The sequence below is a fragment of the Sulfitobacter sp. M22 genome, from assembly GCF_021736025.1.
Classification (GTDB): domain Bacteria; phylum Pseudomonadota; class Alphaproteobacteria; order Rhodobacterales; family Rhodobacteraceae; genus Sulfitobacter; species Sulfitobacter litoralis.
This window is the reverse complement of the sequence record NZ_WMEC01000001.1, coordinates 2,374,495-2,394,372: the sequence shown is the minus strand read 5'-3', so window position 1 is coordinate 2,394,372 and position 19,878 is coordinate 2,374,495. Positions and strand designations below refer to the sequence as shown.

At 58.5% G+C, this 19,878-nt stretch carries 19 protein-coding genes, 1 pseudogene and 1 other annotated feature; of the genes and pseudogenes, 11 read left to right on the top strand and 9 right to left on the bottom strand.

Annotated elements, in window-relative coordinates:
* The first annotated feature begins 31 nt into the window (after window positions 1-31).
* Window positions 32-1,275 (top strand): IS3 family transposase gene (locus GLP52_RS11800; RefSeq protein ID WP_237272487.1). Its coding sequence is split into 2 segments (ribosomal slippage): window positions 32-335 and window positions 335-1,275, totalling 1,245 coding nucleotides; the frame shifts between segments, so codons are not numbered across the junction.
* Window positions 328-444, top strand: a sequence feature (AL1L pseudoknot). It overlaps the preceding gene by 117 nt.
* Window positions 1,276-1,312: 37 nt before the next feature.
* Here GLP52_RS11800 and GLP52_RS11795 read toward each other — a convergent pair.
* From GLP52_RS11795 to istA, 3 genes and pseudogenes are all read right to left on the bottom strand, one after another.
* Complete coding sequence (locus GLP52_RS11795; RefSeq protein WP_272903456.1) at window positions 1,313-2,770, bottom strand: TniQ family protein; 1,458 nt, start codon at window positions 2,768-2,770, stop codon at window positions 1,313-1,315.
* Window positions 2,771-2,868: 98 nt separating this feature from the next.
* A pseudogene (istB, locus tag GLP52_RS11790) lies at window positions 2,869-3,661 on the bottom strand (IS21-like element helper ATPase IstB).
* Complete coding sequence (gene istA, locus GLP52_RS11785) at window positions 3,651-5,180, bottom strand: IS21 family transposase (protein WP_237273547.1); 1,530 nt, start codon at window positions 5,178-5,180, stop codon at window positions 3,651-3,653. Before istA ends, istB begins: the two are co-directional and overlap by 11 nt.
* A gap of 66 nt (window positions 5,181-5,246) precedes the next feature.
* Between istA and GLP52_RS11780 the strand changes: the two genes are divergently transcribed.
* From GLP52_RS11780 to GLP52_RS11770, 3 genes are all read left to right on the top strand, one after another.
* Window positions 5,247-5,723 carry a hypothetical protein gene (locus GLP52_RS11780; RefSeq protein WP_237272485.1) on the top strand — a complete coding sequence of 159 codons (477 nt, stop codon included), beginning with the start codon at window positions 5,247-5,249 and terminating at the stop codon, window positions 5,721-5,723.
* Complete coding sequence (locus GLP52_RS11775) at window positions 5,720-6,685, top strand: ATP-binding protein (protein WP_237272484.1); 966 nt, start codon at window positions 5,720-5,722, stop codon at window positions 6,683-6,685. The genes GLP52_RS11780 and GLP52_RS11775 overlap by 4 nt, the downstream gene beginning before the upstream one ends.
* A 553-nt stretch (window positions 6,686-7,238) precedes the next feature.
* Complete coding sequence (locus GLP52_RS11770) at window positions 7,239-8,024, top strand: DUF4198 domain-containing protein (protein WP_167354522.1); 786 nt, start codon at window positions 7,239-7,241, stop codon at window positions 8,022-8,024.
* Window positions 8,025-8,058: 34 nt separating this feature from the next.
* Here GLP52_RS11770 and gspD read toward each other — a convergent pair whose 3' ends face one another.
* Genes gspD through gspG form a run of 5 tightly spaced genes read right to left on the bottom strand, consistent with a single transcriptional unit; the run spans window position 8,059 to window position 12,197 of the window.
* Complete coding sequence (gspD, locus tag GLP52_RS11765; protein WP_237273546.1) at window positions 8,059-10,005, bottom strand: type II secretion system secretin GspD; 1,947 nt, start codon at window positions 10,003-10,005, stop codon at window positions 8,059-8,061.
* Entirely contained in the window at window positions 10,002-10,877 is an 876-nt protein-coding gene (locus tag GLP52_RS11760) for a type II secretion system protein N (RefSeq protein WP_237272482.1), read from the bottom strand. The genes gspD and GLP52_RS11760 overlap by 4 nt, the downstream gene beginning before the upstream one ends.
* The gene (gene gspI / locus GLP52_RS11755; protein WP_237272481.1) at window positions 10,874-11,236 is read right to left on the bottom strand and encodes a type II secretion system minor pseudopilin GspI; all 363 of its coding nucleotides are present in this window, start codon (window positions 11,234-11,236) and stop codon (window positions 10,874-10,876) included. Before gspI ends, GLP52_RS11760 begins: the two co-directional genes overlap by 4 nt.
* Window positions 11,233-11,715: a prepilin-type N-terminal cleavage/methylation domain-containing protein gene (locus GLP52_RS11750; protein WP_167354521.1), complete on the bottom strand. Its 483-nt coding sequence runs from the start codon at window positions 11,713-11,715 to the stop codon at window positions 11,233-11,235. Before GLP52_RS11750 ends, gspI begins: the two co-directional genes overlap by 4 nt.
* Window positions 11,712-12,197, bottom strand: a complete 486-nt coding sequence (gene gspG, locus GLP52_RS11745; protein ID WP_237272480.1) for a type II secretion system major pseudopilin GspG — start codon at window positions 12,195-12,197, stop codon at window positions 11,712-11,714. The genes GLP52_RS11750 and gspG overlap by 4 nt, the downstream gene beginning before the upstream one ends.
* 160 nt (window positions 12,198-12,357) lie before the next feature.
* On the opposite strand from gspG, the gene gspL reads away from it, so the two are divergent.
* The 4 genes from gspL to gspF are packed head-to-tail and all read left to right on the top strand — an operon-like array spanning window position 12,358 to window position 16,623.
* A complete protein-coding gene (gene gspL / locus GLP52_RS11740) occupies window positions 12,358-13,425 on the top strand; it encodes a type II secretion system protein GspL (protein WP_237272479.1) in 1,068 nt (355 codons plus the stop codon).
* A complete protein-coding gene (gene gspM, locus GLP52_RS11735; protein ID WP_237272478.1) occupies window positions 13,422-13,877 on the top strand; it encodes a type II secretion system protein GspM in 456 nt (151 codons plus the stop codon). Before gspL ends, gspM begins: the two co-directional genes overlap by 4 nt.
* On the top strand, window positions 13,874-15,406 hold the full coding sequence (locus GLP52_RS11730; RefSeq protein WP_237272477.1) for a GspE/PulE family protein: 1,533 nt from the start codon (window positions 13,874-13,876) through the stop codon (window positions 15,404-15,406). The genes gspM and GLP52_RS11730 overlap by 4 nt, the downstream gene beginning before the upstream one ends.
* On the top strand, window positions 15,406-16,623 hold the full coding sequence (gspF, locus tag GLP52_RS11725) for a type II secretion system inner membrane protein GspF (RefSeq protein WP_237272476.1): 1,218 nt from the start codon (window positions 15,406-15,408) through the stop codon (window positions 16,621-16,623). Before GLP52_RS11730 ends, gspF begins: the two co-directional genes overlap by 1 nt.
* On the opposite strand, the gene GLP52_RS11720 is transcribed toward gspF, so the two are convergent.
* Complete coding sequence (locus tag GLP52_RS11720; protein ID WP_208596031.1) at window positions 16,620-17,252, bottom strand: hypothetical protein; 633 nt, start codon at window positions 17,250-17,252, stop codon at window positions 16,620-16,622. The genes gspF and GLP52_RS11720 overlap by 4 nt on opposite strands.
* Before the next feature lie 20 nt (window positions 17,253-17,272).
* Here GLP52_RS11720 and GLP52_RS11715 point away from each other — a divergent pair, with 20 nt between their 5' ends.
* Genes GLP52_RS11715 through GLP52_RS11705 form a run of 3 tightly spaced genes read left to right on the top strand, consistent with a single transcriptional unit; the run spans window position 17,273 to window position 19,820 of the window.
* Window positions 17,273-18,415 carry a penicillin-binding protein activator gene (locus GLP52_RS11715; RefSeq protein ID WP_237272475.1) on the top strand — a complete coding sequence of 381 codons (1,143 nt, stop codon included), beginning with the start codon at window positions 17,273-17,275 and terminating at the stop codon, window positions 18,413-18,415.
* Window positions 18,412-18,939, top strand: coding sequence for a prepilin-type N-terminal cleavage/methylation domain-containing protein (locus tag GLP52_RS11710; protein ID WP_237272474.1), 528 nt, complete (start codon window positions 18,412-18,414; stop codon window positions 18,937-18,939). Before GLP52_RS11715 ends, GLP52_RS11710 begins: the two co-directional genes overlap by 4 nt.
* Window positions 18,940-18,950: 11 nt before the next feature.
* Entirely contained in the window at window positions 18,951-19,820 is an 870-nt protein-coding gene (locus tag GLP52_RS11705) for a general secretion pathway protein GspK (RefSeq protein WP_237272473.1), read from the top strand.
* Window positions 19,821-19,878: the final 58 nt, after the last annotated feature.

The window sequence follows — 19,878 nt, the reverse complement described above, 5'->3', positions numbered from 1 at the left end:
GGAGGGCAAAACTTTCGGAGAATTGCCCATTATGGAACAGTCACACAACAAGAAGACCTCGAAGCCGTATTCACCTGAGTTCCGCGAACGTGCGGTGCGGTTGGCGATGGAACACCGCGATGAGTATCGTAGCGAAGCTGCTTTATTCACAGCGATCGCAAGCAAATTGGGCTGTTCGCCAGACAGTCTTCGCGTTTGGGTCCGGCAGGCTCAGCGTGATGGCGGCGAACGGCCTGGCCAAACCAGTGCCGAGAAAGCGCGGATCAAGGAGTTGGAGCGCGAGGTGCGCGAACTCCGGCAGGTCAATGAGATCCTGAAGAAAGCATCAGCGTATTTTGCCCAGGCGGAGCTCGACCGCCCGTTTCGCAAGTGACTGCTTTCATTGAAGAACATCGCGGTGAGTTCGGGGTCGAGCCGATGTGCAAAATGCTGCAAATCGCCCAGTCCACCTATTATGAACGGCGCTCCATCGCGCGTGATCCTGATCGGGCTTCAGCCCGGGCGAAGTCTGACGCTGATCTGTGCATCAAGATCAATGCGGCCTGGGAAGAGAACCGCAAGCTCTATGGTGCGCGGAAGATCTGGCATGTCTTACTGCGCGATAATCAGGAGATCGCACGATGCACGGTGGAGCGGTTGATGCGCAATTTGGGCATCAAGGGCGTAGTTCGGGGTAAAAAGGTTGTCACGACTAATCCGGACACCTCCCAGCCGTGCCCTGACGACAAGGTAAACCGCTTGTTCAAAGCAGATCGGCCTAACCAGCTCTGGGTCTCTGACTTCACATACGTCCCGACGTGGTCGGGAACGGTCTATGTCGCTTTCGTCATCGATGTCTTTGCGCGCCGGATCGTTGGCTGGCGCGTATCGACCTCAATGGCGACGCAGTTCGTTCTCGACGCTTTGGATCAAGCAATCTGGCAAAGAAAAACACTTGATAACAATACCTTGGTTCACCACTCAGACCGTGGATCGCAATATCTCTCGATCAAGTATACCGAGCGCCTTGTCGAATTCGGTATTGATCCATCGGTTGGAACAGTCGGCGATTCCTATGATAATGCCCTCGCTGAATGCGTCATTGGCCTGTTCAAAACAGAGGTCATCAACCAGATCGGTCCATGGAAATCGAGGCGCGAAGTCGAATGGGAAGCGCTGAAATGGGTCGATTGGTATAACAACCGTCGGCTATTCGGTCCCATCGGATACATCACACCCGCAGAAGCAGAGGAGGTATTCTATGCAAATCTAAACACACTCGATAAAGTAGCCTGACGTTGAACAAAGCACCCTCCGGTAAAATCGGGGCGGTTCACAACGCAGGTGTTTGGCCAGCCTTGACCAACGCAATGAAGCTTCCATGATCTCGCAGCCCGACGGTGCGACCGAATTCGGCAGCGCTTATTTTACCAGGGGGCTTCATCTCGATGGGTTTCTTGGGCGTTAAGAGCGTTGAGGCGAGGAGATCGACCTCGCAATTGTTGACGACGATCCCATGAAAGCCTGAAACCCCCATCCGATGCCCTACCGATAGCTGTCCTTCTCGGATCGCTTGAATCAGATCCGAAAGTCGTAACCCTGACCGTTTGCGGGCAAAGAGCAGGTTTTCCCAACTGTTGTCTGCCTCTACGACGGGGACCGCCCCGGTTAGAAGTTCTGCGACAAAAGCTGTCCCGTCCGAAGTCCGCCATGGGTTCTTGACCTTGGCGATGCGTGTGCGGGGAATCAGAAGATCCTCATCCTCCAGTGCCCTAAGTTCATGTAATGTCGCTCCCATGGTTCCACGCATGACCTTAGGCCCTACAAGGGTGGGGATCTCTGCCAACAGCTCGGCATGCGCCTGCGCGTCGAACACGCGGCGGCTCCACGGGCGATCATCCTGTTCGGGCAGAGCGCCAACTTCGAGTAGAAAGTGTTCGATAACCTGCACACCGATGCCGATCTCTTTCGCCGCTGTGACGAGGGAATGCAGGCGGCGTTCTTCTACAACTTCTCCCAGTAGGGTGTCGCCTGGCGCGATGGGCCAGTGATCAAGGATGCACTCTCGCAAGATGTTACAGAACGGGGCAAATCCATCCTCCACCGCATTAGTTCCGTTGAAGGCCTGATACATCGCACCGAAGGCCTTATTTGGTTCATCAAGATGCCCAGTGGTCGACGCAGCAATCTGGTCGAGAGTTTGTCTGATAAAAGCCTCTCCGTGCCGCACGACACCGAACCCCGCAGCATGCTCAGTACTGTTGACAGGCGTCTCCTCGAGTTGATCCTTCTTCAGAAGGGCTTCCCCAAGCAATCGACAAACCGTTGTTATAGCAAATAGGGGCTGACCCTTGAGCCAAGTATCGTCATGATTATTCTGAAGCCGACCATCCAGCCATAGATCGTAGTCAAAAAGGGGTATTTCTGGCTGATCAAGGGTTCCTGTTAAGATTTCCCCCTCAATTTCGAGAAGGCGGGCCCGGATGTCATATCGCTCCCGGGGCTTGTCAGATTTCCAAAGGGGAACCAGAGGGTGGCGGTGCCGGACGCAAGAGACGACCTCCCGCAACTGCCAGTCCCCACGCATGATCATGGCCGCAGTCGCTGGGCCGCCATGGCGGGCTGCATCCTCACGAAGACAAACCGGACATCCCCTCATCACCGGATTGCACAGCGCCCGTGACACAAACAACCCTCCGCGGAACTGCATCCTTACATTCCCGGCCCGGATTCCGGTCCAAGAGAGCATTTCATCCTTCTGTTGAAGATTAAGGCCTGCCCAATCAGCCAGGGTTTCAAACGCTTCGGTCTCCTGATGTTGATTGTCACTGAGAACTGACCCGGCATTTTCACCGAGACTTGACCCACCCAGTTGTTATGTTCTTTGCTTTATGATGGCGTCAATGCCGCTTTCTCCTTTCGTTTTTGTTTGGCTGTCGCCGAGCTGGCCTTGAACCGATAGCTGTCATTGCCGGTCTCGAGAATGTGGCAACGATGTGTGAGGCGGTCGAGGAGCGCGGTGGTCATCTTGGCATCACCGAACACGCTGGCCCATTCGCTAAAGCTCAGGTTGGTTGTGATAACGACGCTGGTGCGCTCGTAGAGTTTACTCAGAAGGTGGAACAGCAACGCGCCACCCGAAGCGCTGAACGGCAGATATCCCAGCTCATCCAAGATCAACGAATCGGCTTTCACCAGCGCCTCGGCGATCTTTCCTGCCTTGCCTTGGGCCTTTTCCTGCTCCAACGCATTGACCAACTCGACCGTGGAGAAGAAGCGCACACGCTTGCGATGATGCTCGATTGCTTGAATGCCGAGGGCGGTAGCGACATGCGATTTTCCCGTTCCAGGGCCCCCCGATCAGCACTACATTCTCAGCCGCCTCCATGAACTCGCATCGGTGAAGTTGGCGGACCAAAGCTTCACGGACTTCGCTGGTGCCAAAGTCGAAGCCAGAGATGTCTTTGTATGCCGGAAAGCGTGCTGCCTTCATGTGGTAGGCGATGGAACGCACCTCACGTTCAGCAATCTCGGCCTTAAGCAGCTGCGACAACATGGGGATCGCTGCATCGAAAGCGGGCGATCCCTGCTCATGCAGGTCCTGCACGGCCTGTGCCATGCCCGGCATCTTCAGGCTGCGCATCATAATGACGATGGCAGCGCCGGCGGGATCATGACGCATGACGTGTTCCTCCTGTAGTGCGTAGCCCGTCATATCGTGCGACATTGGCCTCGGGCTCCTTATTCAAAGAAAGGGCCGCAGGCGGGGTCACATCGGGCTGGTCTATCGGTGCGCCATCCACCAGCCTGTGAAGTAGGTTCAAGACATGGGTTTTTGTTGGCACGCCCGCCTCCAGCGCCATTTCCACCGCGCAAAGCACGGCCTGTTCGTCATGGTGGAGCACCAAGGACAGGACGTCGACCATCTCGCGGTCACCACCTGGCCTACGCAACATATGATCCTGCAGCTTCCGGAACCCTTCTGGCATCTCAACGAAGGGTGCCCCGTTGCGCAGCGCGCCGGGTTTGCGTTGAACCACCGCCAGATAATGGTGCCAGTCATAAATAACGCGCCCTGGCTGACGGTGTGAGCGTTCAATAATGCGCTCATGCGTGCAGACCACATGGCCTTCGGCGACGATGACCAGCCGTTCAGGATAGATGCGGAGACTGACAGGGCGGTTCGCAAAGCTGGCAGGCACTGAGTAGCGATTACGGTCGAATGCTATCAGACAAGTGGGGGATACCCGCTTGCTCTGCTCGACAAAGCCGTCAAACATTGTGGGCAGTGGCATCAGCGCGGCCTTCTCGGCGTCCCAGACATCCGCAATATTGCCAGGCAATCTGCCATGCGGTGTTTCGGCCCACAGAAGCTTGCAGCGCTCCTCCAGCCATTCATTCAGCGCATTGAGGTTCGGAAAGGCGGGCATGAGTTGCCAAAGCCGATGGCGGGCGTCGCGCACATTCTTCTCAACCTGACCTTTCTCCCACCCTGCCGCGGGATTGCAGAACTCAGGGTCAAAAACATAATGGCTGGTCATCGCAAGGAACCGTGCGTTTACATCGCGCTTCTTGCCGACGCCAATCCGGTCGACGGCTGTCTTCATGTTGTCATAGACGCCACGCCCCGGAACACCCTCAAACACTCGAAAGCCATGCCAGTGGGCATCGAACAGCATCTCATGCGTTTGCAGCCGATAGGCCCGCACCAGAAATGCGCGGCTGTGTGACAGCTTGATATGGGCGACCTGAAGCTTGAGGCGCTCGCCCCCGACATAGGCCCAGTCCTCGCTCCAATCGAATTGGAACGCCTCGCCTGGCTGAAAGACCAACGGCACGAAAACACCACGGTCAGTCGTATGTTGAGCACGCTGTCGTTCGCCCTTCCAGTTCCGCACGAAGGCCGCGACACGCTCATATGAACCATCAAAACCGAGCTGAACCAGATCCGCATGCATCTGCTTGGCCGTTCGCCGTTCCTTCCGTGATTTACGCTGCTCAGACAGCAACCAGCCTGTCAGCTTATCAGCATAAGGGTCCAACTTGCTCGGTCGGTCCAAAATCTGGAACTCGGGCTCAACTATCCCTGTCCGCAGATACTTCTTGATCGTGTTGCGAGACACCCCTGTCCGGCGCGCAATCTCGCGGATGGGCATCTTGTCTCGCAGAGCCCATTTCCGAATAATCCTCAGAAATCCCATGTCTAACACTCCAATAGCTCCTAGCTGATTCAAGCAGGGGCAAGGTTGCACATGGGTCAATTCTCAATGACAATTTCTAAAGTTGCCGGGTCAGTTCTCGGTGACAATCAACACATGCGGACACGATCGCATCGCTATGACAAAATTACGGCCATCGGAGTCGAGCACAATCTGTCGCGGAGCTATTCTACCGTTGAAGAATGTAAAATTATGGCAAAAGCAGTCTTCGCGGGAGCGCGGGTAGTTCCCGCGGAACCCCTCTACGGCACGACACCACCAGGCCAGATCACCGACCTACAGGCGGCTGACGGCGTCTACAGCATAGGCGGTGAAGACACCTTGATCGACGGCGTGGCAATGAACGTCGAGAATACTGAAAGTTCCAATTTCGAGATTGAAAGTTCGGCTGCCCTGCAGAGCCACGAAATTCCATCGAGCACTTCGGAGGCCGCCGGAACGGCCGGAAAACAAAAGCACCCGAAAAAGCCTGCAGCACCCGTCCAAACTCTTTCCCGCCCTAAAAACCTGAAAGGACTCAAATGAACCAGTTTGTCAGAACTGAGGTGGTAGAATTTTCCGCACCGCTGAAGGAGGCCCATTTCCCGTTCCCTCGGGCAGAGTCACTGTTCGACGCGTTATCATTTTGCGTGACGGACTATTATACCAAAGCTCGGATAGGTAACCCCTTCGAAGCACGTGGCGTTCTGGTAATTGGCGAGTCACGCCAAGGAAAATCCCATGAAATCCAAAAGGTACTGACCCAATTCAACGATGGTTCGGTTGTCATGCCTGACGGTCGCCCCGCCAAAATTCTACATTGCATCCTTTCGGGCAAGGTGACTTGGAAGGACCTGGGTGTAAAAATCTTGGAGCTGCTTGGTTACAAGTTGAGAGGCCGCCGTACTCAAGCCGATATCTGGGATATGGTCATCAAATATGCCGAGCTTCAGGGCGTAGTCGGAATACACTTCGATGAATGCCAGCATGTCTTCACGGATGACGGCCAACGGACAAACCAACAAATCTTGGACAGCTTCAAAACGCTCTTGAAAGAGACCCGCTGGCCTCTCATGCTAATTTTGTCGGGGATTCCGAGCCTTTCCAGCCACATTGCGAAGGAGGAACAACTGGCTTTTCTACTTCGGACAGTTCGCTTCGATTGCATTAACCTTGGAAGCAAGGCTGACATGGAAGAACTGGTCCAGTTGACTTACAGCTACGCCGACAAAGCCGGACTGAACTTCGACCCTCTGGCGACAAAAGACTTTCTTGAGCGACTTTCCTTTTCTTGCTGCGATCGGTGGGGTTTGGTTATCGAGCTACTTATCGAAACTTTCACTTTATCTCAGGTCGCCGGTGAGAAGGACTGTTCGAAGGACAAGTTTTCACAAGCGTTCGCGCAGAAGTACTCGACCCCGGTAGGATATTCCCCGTTCACGGTACCGAATTATCGCGACAGCTTTGATCAGGATATACTGCTGCAAGTGCTCGATCGATCGCGCTGATACACTGAGACCACGACATTTAAGGCCTGCTTTTTGCGGGCCTTTTTTTTGCAGCGTCCAAGCCGAGTTGCGCACGCTTTTGGTCCCACTGCGCATGCTTTTGACCCTCCAACCGCAGGCTTCTTATAATTATCGTTTGTTATCAATTCATTGCGAGTGATTCGGGAGGGCCGGGTCACTTCTGTGTGCATTCATTTGCCCCGTTGGCAAAAGTGCCGATACGCCTCACTTTTGCGCAGTTTCATCCCCACCCTTGATAGAGGAAAATCGCCGCAGAGCTGCTAAGCGACATGTGGCGGATCCAAGTGCACCTCGTCTGCCGGAGACACCGTCGCATGCGTAGAACTGTGCTCGTGAACACATGAATGGACAGGTACACCGAACGCGCACGAAGCTGCTGAGCAGAGACATTCACATGACCGCGGACGGCATCAGAACCGTTGCGCGGCATCCTGTGGATAGCCCAGAAATCTCAGACTCGGTCCCGCATCACCAATTGGTTAGTATCCTTCCATCCCGCATTGCGCCAAGGTTGGCTGAACCTGGAGACGGTATGATCATGACACTTTACAGCAAGTCTTTTGTAATATGGCTGCTGGCCTCCCATTCTGGCTTGGCGCATGAATTTTGGATTGAACCCCGCGCCTATACCTTCGAATCGAAGTCAACGATTGCAGCCGATCTATTCGTCGGGTCCGAATTTGTCGGTCAGGACTATATTTTCATTCCCAAAGGGTACAGCTCGGCCCGATTTTCCAGAAACGGCGTCGAAACAGAACTGGCATTTACCGGTCAGGACAATCCGTCTCTGAGCCTCCAGTCGGGCGAAAACGGGCTGCACGCTATTGTGCTTGTTTCAAATGCAAGCACGTTAAAGCATGACACGCTTGCCGATTTTCGTGAATTTGCCGAAACCGTAGGGCGTGGGGCCGAAGTTTTTGGCACCAGCCCAGATCAGCCCATCAGAGAAGCCTATTTCCGCTACGCGAAGACCTTGGTGGGGGTTGGTGACAAAAAGGGGCAAGATCATGCATATGGCGCAGTTTACGAATGGGTAGCGCTGGACAACCCTTACGTCACTTTGGAGGGACCGCTCCGCTTTCAACTGCTCTTGAATGGCGAAGCAAACGCCAATCAACCGGTGCAGGTGTTTGCGCGGGACGCTGCGTCCGGGGCCGAGACCGAACCGCTGCATATGGCGACGGATGCGGATGGCATATTGGCGCTTCCGGATGACATTCGCGGTGAAATCATGATCAACAGTGTAAAGTTGCTGCCGGTAAAGCATGAAAATTTTGACTGGGTCAGCTACTGGGCGTCGCTCACCTTTGCACGGTAGCAGCATCCTAGTGGCTGGGGGGCGGCGGCTGGGATCAATACAGACCCTGAATTTCCAGCGGCAATTGCTGCACTTCCTGTTTTTTAAGGATCGTTCTGGGCTGCTGTGTGGCGTCGGCTGCTTTCAGGCGGTTGTACCGGCGCGAAGAGGCTTCGGTGATATCTTCACGACTGCGCAGGATTGTGGGCCTTAGAAAGACAAAAAGCGTACGCTGGGTATTGCGGGCATTGCGTGATTTGAAAAGGTCACCGACCACCGGCAGATCGCCAAGACCGGGCACCTTGCTGCTGCCATTGATCCGGTCGTCGGTTATCAGTCCGCCAAGCACGACCGTTCCGCGGTTGTCGGCCATTACAGTTGTGTTGATCACCCGCCGGTTGGTCACCAGATCCGCAGCACCTTCGACATTGGCGTTGGTCAGGCTGGATATTTCCTGTTCGATCACCAACTGAACCACACCTCCGGCCGTGATACGGGGCACGACATTCATCGTGATGCCGACATCGCGTCGCTCAATCGTGGTGAATGGGGTCGCGGTATTCCCGTCGGTGGCAAAGCTTCCTGTCCGGAAGGGGACGTTCTGTCCGACCACGATGGTCGCGGGTTCATTGTCCAGCGTCGTGACCGATGGCGTCGACAAAAGCCGCGCGCTCGTGGACTGAGACAGGGCCTGCACCAGAATACCAAAGTCATTGCCACCGGCACCAAGCGTCAGCCCCGTAGACAAGGCCGATCCGGCGGGTACACCAACAGCAGCAAGCACGGACCCCAGCGATACGCCCCCCCCATTAGAGAAGTTCGAGGCGGCGATTGCACCATTTGGCACATTCGGGCCAAGCCCCAATTGCACGCCAAGCCGCTCTGCGACCTCGCCGGACACTTCGACAATAGCTGCTTCGATCATGACCTGCGGGCGACGGACATCAAGGGCATGAACAAGTTGCCCGACCTCCTGGACTTGCGCCGCTGTGCCGCGAACGACAATAGAATTGGTTTCGACAGAGGCGGTGATATTGACAGCGTCAGGGGCGACGACGCGGTTTAGCGGTACAAATTGCCCGTCCGCAGTGGCTTCGGCTGTCTGTGCACCCACGTCGGCGGCAACTGCGTTGGTGATGTTAGTGGCATCCCCCACCGTACCTTTGATGATGTCCGCGATGATCTGCGCGTCGCCATACTGGAGATTGAAAACAGTCGTGGCGACGGCTTCGCGTGGGTCTTTGCGCGGCGCGACGTCCATGGCGATGGCAAGGCTGCGAATTTCTGCAATGTCTTCGGGCGTGCCCCGTACCAACAGTAGATTGGACCCTGCATCAACGGACAGGCGCGCGCCTGTGCCCGCTTGGCCAAGCACCTCTAGGATAGCGCTGCCGACGGTGACCGCATCGGCGCTGCGAAAACGCAGCACCTCAGAGCGGACAAGGGCATCCCCGTCAAAGCTGCGCGCAATGGCCATGATCCGGTCCACATTGGCGCGGGTATCGGTAATGACCACGCCATTGGGATCTTCGACGGCTTCGATATAGCCCGATTCCGCGACGAGCGGGCGCAGGACGCGCACGGCCTCGGCAGAAGGCAGTCGGTTCAGGCGCAACATCTCGGTTACGAAGTCTTGGCTGCCGGCGGTGACCTCTTCGCCTAGATTGGGTCCGCTCGCAGTGCGTGCTTCGGCCTCGGGGACCACTTGCCAGATCGATCCGGCCTGAACGGCAACAAATCCGCGTACCCGCAGAATGGACTGGAACAACGACCAGACGCCTTCACTGTCCAGCGCCTCCGCGGAGACGACAGTCACTTCGCCTACCAATCCCGGATCAAGCACCAAGGTGCGGCCGGTAATCTCGGAAATCTGTTCAACAAGCAAAGAGATGTCTGCGTCTCGGAGGTTGATGACAAAGGTTTCCTGAGCCCGCACAGGAGCGGGCAACATCAGCAAAACTGCAAGGACAAATGCCGCTATATGGCGAAGCGCGATATTCACTGCAGCGGGAATGACATAACGATCGTTCGGCCATTCCTTTCGACTTCGATACGGGCCAAGCCAGAGGCCGCGATCACGTCATACAGCGCGCGATCCTGATCGACATTGCCGACGCTTTCACCATTTACGCTTGTCACGATGTCACCTGCTCTCAGACCGGCGCGGTTTACGCCTACGTCGTGTTTTTCAGCGATGGTATAGCCTTTTTCCCCTGGCACCAAGCCAATCGTATCCAGAACCTCAGCGGGGTTGGCGATGATGCGGTCGCGCCACATGTCGATGTAATCCTGTGTTGTCACGGGCTGAACGCGTGCAGCGGCATCCACCTGTTCACTGATGGAACTGCCCTGCCCAGAGGTAATAAGCGCCAGCAGCCGTTCTGCGCCGGTGGGGACCTGCGGACCATCGGCGACCAGATCCGCGCCAGCAAAATACAAGCGGCTTTCGGTGCCATTCGTTAGCACGGTCACATGGTTTTGTGAAATAGCGGTAAGCGTTGTACCGGGGACGACTTCATCGCCGATGCGGTAGTTGCCCTCGGTTGTGTCTGACCGCAGCAACGCCAGCGAGCGGGTCGGATCATCGCGCACGATGACCCCGAGCAAGATCAGGGCCTGTGGAATCGCGGCGGTCTGCGCATCTACCACCACGACTTCCGCAGCGCCAAACGGCGCAAGAGCCAGCGCAGGCGCAAGATCGGGCGGTGCTTCAGGTTCTTGTGCGGGGATCCGAAGCTTCGCGACAGGGGGGATGACGCGATCATGGCCCAGCACATGCCAAGTCGCTTCCGCACCCGCCGCAGCCACGCTGGAAAAGGCGGTCAGGATTACGCCCAACCGAAGCCATTTGGCCCCATGATCAAAGCGCATCATAACGGGTCTCCTGCCGCGACATATCCATCCAGAATATACAAAACCCGATCCGTCCCGGAAAGGGCGCTGTCGACAGAGACGGCCTGCACCGCGGGATCGTTCGTCGGGCGGCGCGTCACGTTGAGATCGAATTCAATGCCGTAGACCTCAAGCGGCTCGGCACCGGTTGGCACGCCTGCTCGAACTTCTGAAAGGCGGTATTCGGCGGCCCACCGTGCCGCGACCCGATCCGACAGCTCGGTGATGCGTTTGCTATGCCCTTGCGTGGCCGACAGCAGCGATACCGCGCCCAAGGCAAGGACGGCCATCGCCACCAGCGCCTCGATCAACGTGAATCCTGCATCGTCCTGACGTGTCATTCTACCTCCTGAAGGTGCGCCGCGCTGATGCCGTCGAACCGAACATATTCCGCCGCGCCGTCTCCCGCACGCAGCTCAAGCGACAAGGGGCTGTCCTCGGACGGGCGCGAATCTGTGGAAACGACGATCGTGCCAGCGCTTCCAGCGATCCGCGTGCGACCGGCCAGCAGATGCGGTTCTTTCAGGACGGGCAAAGGATGCGGCACCCAGATCTCTCCGTCATAGACATCGAACCTATATCCCTCTGCGCCCCAAACGAAGCCCATCGGCACCCCCGTCAGGATCACATCGTCCGCTGCGCGATTGAGCCTGGCGACCAGAAGATCGGCCTCTTGCTTGGCAATATCACCCCGTGATCCGGTGCCGATGCTCAGCCCGACAATCCCGGCCATAATCCCAACCAGCACCAACACCACGAGCACTTCAACAAGCGTTACGCCCGCGTCTTGGTGTCGTGCAGGGGTGGCCGTGATTTTCACCTGCTGGCCTGCAACTGCCCATGTGCAAGATCTGCCGCGACCCCGTCGCCGCCGGGTGCACCGTCTGCCCCAAGCGATACCAGATCGAACCCACCATTCGCACCCGGCGAGGCGTAAATGTAATCATTCCCCCACGGATCAACCGGCACAGCCGTCAGATACCCCCCCGCAACCCAGTTGCGGGGTTCGGGCGGCGCGGTGGGACGCACGGCCAAGGCCTGCAATCCCTGTGCGGTCGTGGGGTAGGTGCGGTTGTCCAGTCGGTAAAGTTCAAGCGCAGAGCCAACCGCGCGGATGTCCGACTGCGCAACGGTCACACGTGCCTCGTCAGGACGCCCGATAACGTTGGGCACGATGATCGCCGCCACCAGCGCGATAATGACCAGCACCACCATCATCTCGATGAGAGTTACGCCCGCTTCACCGTCGCGGCGGCTGCGGTGGGACGCGGGGCGGCCCCGCAGCTTTTTCCAGTGACGCATGAAACTGTTTCCCTATCTGTTACGTGGCTTTCCGTATACTATTGCAACAACGGGACGATTGAAAAGGTAATTTTTCGTGATAAGTCAAGGCATTAAGCCAGATTTAAACGCCTCGGAGCGCCCTGTACGGCTGCCCGCGTCTGTTGCTTTAAGGGTGCCTTTGACGACGAAAAATTTGGCCATGGTTGCACGCGCCGAACTCTATTGCCCACAGGTCGATGGACTGGCCGCCCGACTGGTCAGCGCAGAACACGTCAGCAGCTTTATCGTCCATGTCCCCAAATCCAATGCGCGGCAACGGCAGGCGCTGATCACCTTTGCCGTCGAAGAGCGGGTCGCCGCCCCGCTGCAGTCCGTGCAGATCGTCCAGGGCCCGCTTTCCGGTGCCGCGTCCGGGGATCATCTGGCTTTTGTCTTGTCCAATGATGTGATGGCGCAGGTAACACAGGAAGATGCGCCGCACCTCCCCGAATATCTTCTGATCCCGCGGCCTCCGTTCGATGCCGGTCCCGTTTGGGCTGTCTGGAGAGAAGGCAATCGCGCGGTTGTGCGCTGCTCTGACGGGACGGGCTTTGCAGCAAATGTGGATATGCTGCCGCTTTTGTGGCAGCGCGCTGGCCGGCCGTCATTGCGTGCGCTCGGCGAACCATTGGGCGATGCTCTTCCAGCCGAAGATCTGTCGGACGCCCCACCGCCACCGGACCCGATGGACGCGGCCTTTAGTTTTGCTCGGCCGCGCAACGCTGCAGCGCGGGGGTTGGCTGCGTGGAAATGGGCCGCCGCCGCCGTGGTTTCCGCCTTGGTGCTGCATTTGGCCGTCGCGGCTTTCAACGTGCGCTCCCTCTCTCAGGTTGCCGAGACAGAGCGCCGCGCCGCAGAGCTGGCCATATCGGACATCCTGCCCGGCATGACCCTAACCCGAGAGGTCGGCCCCGTTCTGGCACGCCTGACGCCCGCGCAGGTGGTTGCAACGGAAAGCAGCTTTTTGCCCCTGCTCAGCGATATCTCACGCGTGCTGACGGACGCGCCGGTTGGTTTCAGGCGCATGGCATGGGGCGCAACCGAAAATACGTTGGTGGTGCTCATGCAGGGCCCTGGTCTGGATGACCTGCAAGGCATCGAACAGACCCTAGAGGCGTCAGGCTTCGCTGTGCGCAGCGGTGCCGCCACAGCGGGCGATGGCGGCGCAGAGGTCGAAATGCGGATCGCGCGGGGGGATAGCGGATGAAAGCTTTTGCCGCGCTCAACCCGCGTGAAAAGCGTCTGGTGAGCATTGTGCTGCCCCTCGCCATCGTGGTTGCGGGCTATCAATTCCTTTGGGCCCCCCTGCAACGTGCGCAGGCCGAAGCACGCGCAGATATTCTGGCGTTTCGCCTTGTTCAGGACACAGCTGCGCTTGCGTCATTCGACACGATCGTGGCAGTGGCACCGCTCAACGACACGCCTCTCGCCACGCGGATCACCACCTCGGCATCCGCGGCAAATCTGACCCTGCGGCGCATTGAGCCTGAAAATGACAGCATTCGGGTCACTTTGGATGATACGCCCTTTGCGACGATATTGCTGTGGCTCTCTGATCTGGAAGCGCAGCACGACGTGAAGGTAGAGGCGCTCGAGGTGGATCGACGCCCGGCACCGGGTCGTGTCTCGGCGCGTTTACTCTTGGGATCGTCGCAATGACCAATGCCAGCACCCAGACCCGCCTTTCCTATGGTTTCGCGCAAAGCCAAGGGGTCATTCTATTACCTGTCTCTGAAGACCGCGCAGAGCCGCGCTGCCAATACCGCCATGATGCCTCTTTCGAAGCCCTGATCGAAGCGCAACGCGTATCTGGCGCGGCTGTGACATTCGAAGAAATATCGGCTGGCGAATTTGAAGCGGCCCTTGGCACGATCTACCGCGATTCCGCGTCCGAGGCCGCGCAAGTGGCCGCAGATGCAGACGATGATCTGGCCTCATTGGCGGACACGGCCGCTTCGATAGACGATCTGCTGGCCCAAAATGACGATGCGCCAGTGGTGCGCTTGATCAATGCCCTGCTGCTGGAGGCGGTCAAGGAAGGCGCGTCTGATGTACATATCGAAACCGAAGAGCGGCGGCTTTTGGTGCGCTTTCGGGTCGACGGCATTCTACGCGAGGTGATCAGCCCGAAACGGGCGCTCGCGCCGCTGCTCGTCAGCCGGATCAAGGTGATGGGCAAACTCGACATCGCTGAAAAGCGCCTTCCGCAGGACGGCCGTGTGTCGTTGCGGGTCGGTGGGTATGACCTTGATGTGCGCATCTCGACGATCCCCTCTCAATTTGGCGAGCGCGTGGTGCTGCGTCTTTTGGACCGCGGGCAGACACTGCGCGGGATTGACCATCTTGGCCTGTCGGATCGCGATAATACGGTGCTGAAACGTATTCTGGCGCTGCCCGACGGCATGGTGCTGGTGACTGGCCCGACCGGTTCGGGCAAGACCACGACGCTTTATGCTGGTCTGGATATGCTGAACGACCGGCAGCGCAATATCATGACCGTCGAGGACCCGATTGAATATACGATGGACGGCGTTGGCCAGATGCAGGTCAACGCCAAGACCGATCTTAGCTTTGCCAGAGGGTTGCGCGCCATTCTACGGCAAGATCCGGATGTGATTATGGTCGGCGAGATTAGGGACCGCGAGACGGCACAGATCGCCGTGGAATCCGCCATGACCGGGCATCTGGTCATCTCGACTTTGCACACCAACACGGCCATCGGTGCCGTCTCTCGACTGGTCGAAATGGGCGTCGAACGCTTCTTGCTGGCCCCTATGCTGCGCGGGCTGATCGCGCAGCGCCTGGTGCGGCGCAATTGCACCGACTGTCTGGGGGACCACGAAATCACGCAGGCCGAAAGCGATCTTTTGGGGCATAAGATAAAGCCAGGAGAGATCGTCAGAAAAGGGCTTGGCTGCGATACCTGTCAAGATAGCGGCTTTCGCGGACGTTTGCCGTTATATGAAATTATCGAGGTCGACGGCGCGCTTGAACGCAAGATGCACGAAGGACAATCCGAGGCAGAATTGATCGCCGCGGCGCGGGATCGCGGCCCGAGCATTCTGGACGACGGCATCGCCAAAATGCGTTTGGGCCTCACCACTGCACAGGAAGTCGCGCGCGCCATCCACGACGGTGCCCCGCCGCAGCCCAGCGTGTCGCTTGCCGCATCACAAGAGGATGAATAATGCCAGCCTATGCCTATGAAGCGATGACGCCCGCGGGCAAGTCGACCAAGGGGATCATAGAGGCCGCAAGTGCCGCCGCCGCACGCAGCAGTCTGCGCCAGCGCAACCTCGCGCCGCTGTCGGTTGAACCAACAGTTGCAAAGAAGGGGAAGGCGACGAAGGGGGCGGGCTTTGGCAGGGCCAAGATTTCGCGCCGCGCGTTGACCCTACTGACCCGGCAGCTTGCCACGCTGATCGGTTCGGGGATCGGTGTGGAACAAGCGCTCAAGACAGTGGCAGACCAGCAGAACAAGCCTGCCGTTACATCATTGTTGTTGAACCTACGCGCCTCAGTGCTCGAGGGGCGCAGCTTTGCGCAGGCGCTTGGCGCGTATCCTCAGGTGTTCGGCGACTTCTACCGCGCATCGGTCGCGGCGGGGGAAACCTCGGGGCAGCTTGGCCAAGTGATGGAACATCTGTCCGGCTTCGTGGAAACCCGCGCCAAGAACCGGCAGACGGTGCAGCTTGCTTTGCTTTATCCCGCCATCCTTGCCGTCGTTTCGCTTGCGGTAATCGTCGCGCTGTTGACCTTTGTCGTGCCTGACATTGTGCGCGTTTTTACCTCTCGCGGGGCGGAGCTGCCGTTCCTGACCCGTTCGTTAATCACCGTAAGCGATTTTATCAACGCATGGGGGATTGTAATGTTAGGCGTGCTCGCTGCCATCATCCTTGGCGGGGCCAGCCTGCTGCGACAACCGGCGATGCGGCTGCGCTGGCATTGGTTTCTATCGCGTTCGGTGCTGACGCGGGGGTTCTCTCTCAAGACAAACTCGGTGCAGTTCGCGGGTACCTTGGCGACGTTGACCGTCAGTCGCGTGCCGCTTGTTGATGCCTTGACCGCTGCTACGCAGACTGTGCCGAATTTGCACATCCGCGAAAAAGTGGCGCAAGCAACGGCACGCGTACGCGAAGGAACATCGCTGTCACGGGCGCTGGACGATGCCAAAGTTTTCCCCCCGATGCTGATCGCGATGATCGCCAGTGGCGAAGCGGGGGGCGTGCTGGGGACAACGCTTACCCGCGCGGCTGACGATCAGGAGCGCGATCTGAATGCATTGGTAGCCGCACTGGTGGCACTGGTTGAACCGGCCGTACTGCTGATCATGGGGGGAATCGTGATGCTTTTGGTGCTCTCAATCCTGCTGCCGATCGTTAACCTCAACAATCTGGTGAACTAGAATGGCATTTCGATGATCATCGGCCCGCTCGTCGGCATGCCCGGCACAAGCACGGCGCCTTCGGGCTCAATACGCGCGATCAGCCGCCGTTCCCCTGTTACCGTGACCTTGGCCAGCGTGCTGTCACGGTCCTTCAACAGGGCTTGGGCGTCGCGGCCTTCGGTTGTCAGGTCCAGCGTCATCTGCGGCACTGTTGTGTCGCGTCCCAATAGATCTTTGCATCGCCCTTCGCTGATCAGAACCGCGCCCGCAGCAGCAGCGGCACCCTTGCGCCAGCTCATCCGCTGCACATCAACGACGGCCTGCGACGTGCAGTTTTTCAATGCGGCCCCGGGGATCAGGTCGACCAAACCGGGCCCGATCCGTCCCACGATATCTGCCGCGCTTATTGATGCTGGGGTAAAGGTCGCGACGCCGGTCAATTGGGTATCGGGCCCTTGCAGGGTCCAGTCCGCGACCCCGCGTGCAGCGAACAAAGGCCAGCCGCGCAGGTCCCAATCCAGCGAATATCCACCGTCCAGCACAGCACGCCCTTCCCACAGGCCGCCATACAGGTCAGTAATCGGAGCAGGGATGACGGCAATACGGCGCAAGGCCGTTGCCGGGAGGGTGACAATCAATGTCGTCACGTAAACGAGGAATGCAAAAGATGCCAAAAGCACAGCCGATAAAATCCATCGAAAGCGTGGCTTCCGGTGCCTTTTCCCCTCTGTCGCGGCGGCGGGTATTGTTGGGTCTTGGTGGGTCATCGGCGCTCATTGGTTTGTCGGGCTGCGGCGGGTTGTCTTTGACAGGTGACACTGAACTGCCGCCGGAAAATGCGGTAGGGCAGGCCGTTTTGCTGGCCCCGCTTACCGGCCCGCGAGCGTCATTAGGACAGATCATGCTGGCAGCCGCAAGCCTTGGCGGCAACGCGACCGGACCGGGGGCCGAGGTCGAGGTGGTCGATGCCGGCGATAGCCCCGAAACAGCCGTTGCTGCCGCACAAAAAGCGATGGACGGAGGGGCGAAGATGTTCCTTGGTCCGCTTTTCTCAGGCCAGAGCCGCGCCGTCACCGAAGCCGTCGGGCGCGGTACGCCCGTTGTTTCATTGTCGAACGACAGCTCTATCGCCGGAGATAACCTGTTCGTATTCGGCATCACACCGCAGCAATCAGCGAAATCAATCCTCGGCTTCGCGGCAACCCGCGGCAAGCGCAATGTTGTTACCGTTGTTCCTCCGGGGCCATTTGGTGCCTTGTCCGCACAGGCAGCGCAATCCGTCGCCGCGGCGACAGGTGGTACGGCTCCGGCAGCGATTGTCGCGTCATCCGCCGCTGGCCTGATCGACAAAATCCGCGCCGCGAACGGCGGTGCGCTTCCGGATGCGGTTTATCTGCCCGTTGTGGGCGGTCCCTTTGAAGAACAGGCCGCGGCGATCAAGGGCGTGGGGATACAGCTGCTTGGCTCGGAACAGTGGGCCTCTATCACCCCTTACCGGATCGACGCCCTGCAGGATGGTTGGTTTGCCGCACCCGACCCTGTTCGTTTCGAAGCCTTTGCCACAGCCTTTACCGCGTTCAGTGAAACCGAAGCGGGCGTGCTTGGCGGGTTGGCCTTTGATGCCGTCGAAATGGCGCGAATTCTTGGTCGCATCGGCCAGCAGAACCGCAAAGGGCTGCTGCGCGAAGCCGGTTTCGACGGTGTCGTCGGCCCCTACCGTTTCCAAAAGGACGGACAATGCGCACGCGGGCTGGCTATTTTGAGCGTGACAACCGGCGCGAATAACCTGATCGGCTCCACCGGGGCATGACCGCTATCCGCGATCAAGAGGCTGGCGTGACTCTGATCGAGATGCTGGTCGCGCTTAGTCTCTTTGCTTTGGTCGGCATTGCCTCGTTTACCACGTTGGACACAATCTTACGCGTGCGCGAACGCACCGATGGCCGGCTCGAGCATCTCGCGCAATTGGACCGGGCACTGCTGATCTTCGGGCGCGATATTGTGCAGGCGGACCCACGTACGGTGACGCTTCAGGATGGTGTCTTGTCCACTCTCGGGCATGATGGCCAGACCAAACGCCAATATCTGCACGATGCAAATACGCTCAGCCGCGAGATAGGCCCCCGAAACGCGGACGACCTGTTGCGGCAAGCCCTGATACCGGATGTGAGCGCGGTGACGTTTCGCGTGCTTGATAGGGATCGCAACTGGCATTCGGCGTGGCCTGACCCCGCCGGCGAGAATGAAGCTCTGGCCGTGGATATGCGCGTGGACATCAATGCAATTGGCAGTCTCAGGCGGCTTTCGTCTTTGACCCGCCCTGCGCCCCGATGAACCGCGCCGGTATGCGATATCCGGACGCCGGCGTCGTGTTGATCAACGTGTTGGTGGCGCTCGCTTTGGGGTCGGCGATCGTTGTCTTGATGTTTACCTCGCAAGAGACCCTGATGGAACGCACCCAGCGTGCGGCCGCGGCGACCCAAGCCGAGGCGCTGGCCTTGGGCGCGGAGACCTCGATCATCGTGGCGTTACGCCGGGATATGGACGTCGCACCCGAGGCGGACCATATGGCCGAACCATGGGCGCTGGCAGCACAAGAAGAAGTGCAACTAGAGACGGGTAGCTTTGCGATCAGCGTATCAGATGCCCAAGCGCGGTTTGATCTAAACGGGCTTGCAGCGGGCCGCCTTTTGCAACAGCAAATCCTTGCGCGGCTGGTCAAATCTCTGGACCTGCCCGACAGCGTGGCGTTGGACATCAACGACCGAATTTCCCGCCGCGGCCCCATACGCGCGTTGTCCGAGGTCGAGCTTTTGGATGCGCAGACGCGCGCGATACTGGCCCCACACGTCAGCCTGCTGCCGCAACCCGGGGATGTGAACATCAACACTGCAAGCGAAGCGGTGATCGCGGCAGTGCTGGGATCGCCAACCGCCGCGAGACAGTTGGTCAAACGGCGCGAACAAAACGGTTTCCTCACGCGCGGGGACGTGACCGACGCTGGCATTGTCGCGCTGAACGGTATTGGTTTCACGTCAGACGTATATGACGTGGAAAGCCGCGCAGAAGTCGATGGCACCACGGTTATTCTGACGTCCCGGCTGCTGCGCGAAGACAGGCTGGGGCAGAAAGACACCTATGCGATCGAGCGCAGCTTTTCAGCGCATCTTGCAGCGAAGGGGGCCTTGCCGGTCCCAACGCCCTTCCGTCCCTAAGGGATAAAATGCGAAACGCGGCCACTCTTTCGAGCCGCCGCGCCTCTTGTCTGTTCTC

Excerpts from the sequence above, each read along its gene's own strand:
- istA (WP_237273547.1), bottom strand. The coding sequence starts at position 5,180 with ATGGGATTTCTGAGGATTATTCGGAAATGGGCTCTGCGAGACAAGATG.
- GLP52_RS11780 (WP_237272485.1), top strand. The coding sequence starts at position 5,247 with ATGACAATTTCTAAAGTTGCCGGGTCAGTTCTCGGTGACAATCAACAC.
- GLP52_RS11775 (WP_237272484.1), top strand. The coding sequence starts at position 5,720 with ATGAACCAGTTTGTCAGAACTGAGGTGGTAGAATTTTCCGCACCGCTG.
- GLP52_RS11770 (WP_167354522.1), top strand. The coding sequence starts at position 7,239 with ATGATCATGACACTTTACAGCAAGTCTTTTGTAATATGGCTGCTGGCC.
- GLP52_RS11760 (WP_237272482.1), bottom strand. The coding sequence starts at position 10,877 with ATGATGCGCTTTGATCATGGGGCCAAATGGCTTCGGTTGGGCGTAATC.
- gspI (WP_237272481.1), bottom strand. The coding sequence starts at position 11,236 with ATGACACGTCAGGACGATGCAGGATTCACGTTGATCGAGGCGCTGGTG.
- gspG (WP_237272480.1), bottom strand. The coding sequence starts at position 12,197 with ATGCGTCACTGGAAAAAGCTGCGGGGCCGCCCCGCGTCCCACCGCAGC.
- gspM (WP_237272478.1), top strand. The coding sequence starts at position 13,422 with ATGAAAGCTTTTGCCGCGCTCAACCCGCGTGAAAAGCGTCTGGTGAGC.
- GLP52_RS11730 (WP_237272477.1), top strand. The coding sequence starts at position 13,874 with ATGACCAATGCCAGCACCCAGACCCGCCTTTCCTATGGTTTCGCGCAA.
- gspF (WP_237272476.1), top strand. The coding sequence starts at position 15,406 with ATGCCAGCCTATGCCTATGAAGCGATGACGCCCGCGGGCAAGTCGACC.
- GLP52_RS11715 (WP_237272475.1), top strand. The coding sequence starts at position 17,273 with ATGCCAAAAGCACAGCCGATAAAATCCATCGAAAGCGTGGCTTCCGGT.
- GLP52_RS11710 (WP_237272474.1), top strand. The coding sequence starts at position 18,412 with ATGACCGCTATCCGCGATCAAGAGGCTGGCGTGACTCTGATCGAGATG.
- GLP52_RS11705 (WP_237272473.1), top strand. The coding sequence starts at position 18,951 with ATGCGATATCCGGACGCCGGCGTCGTGTTGATCAACGTGTTGGTGGCG.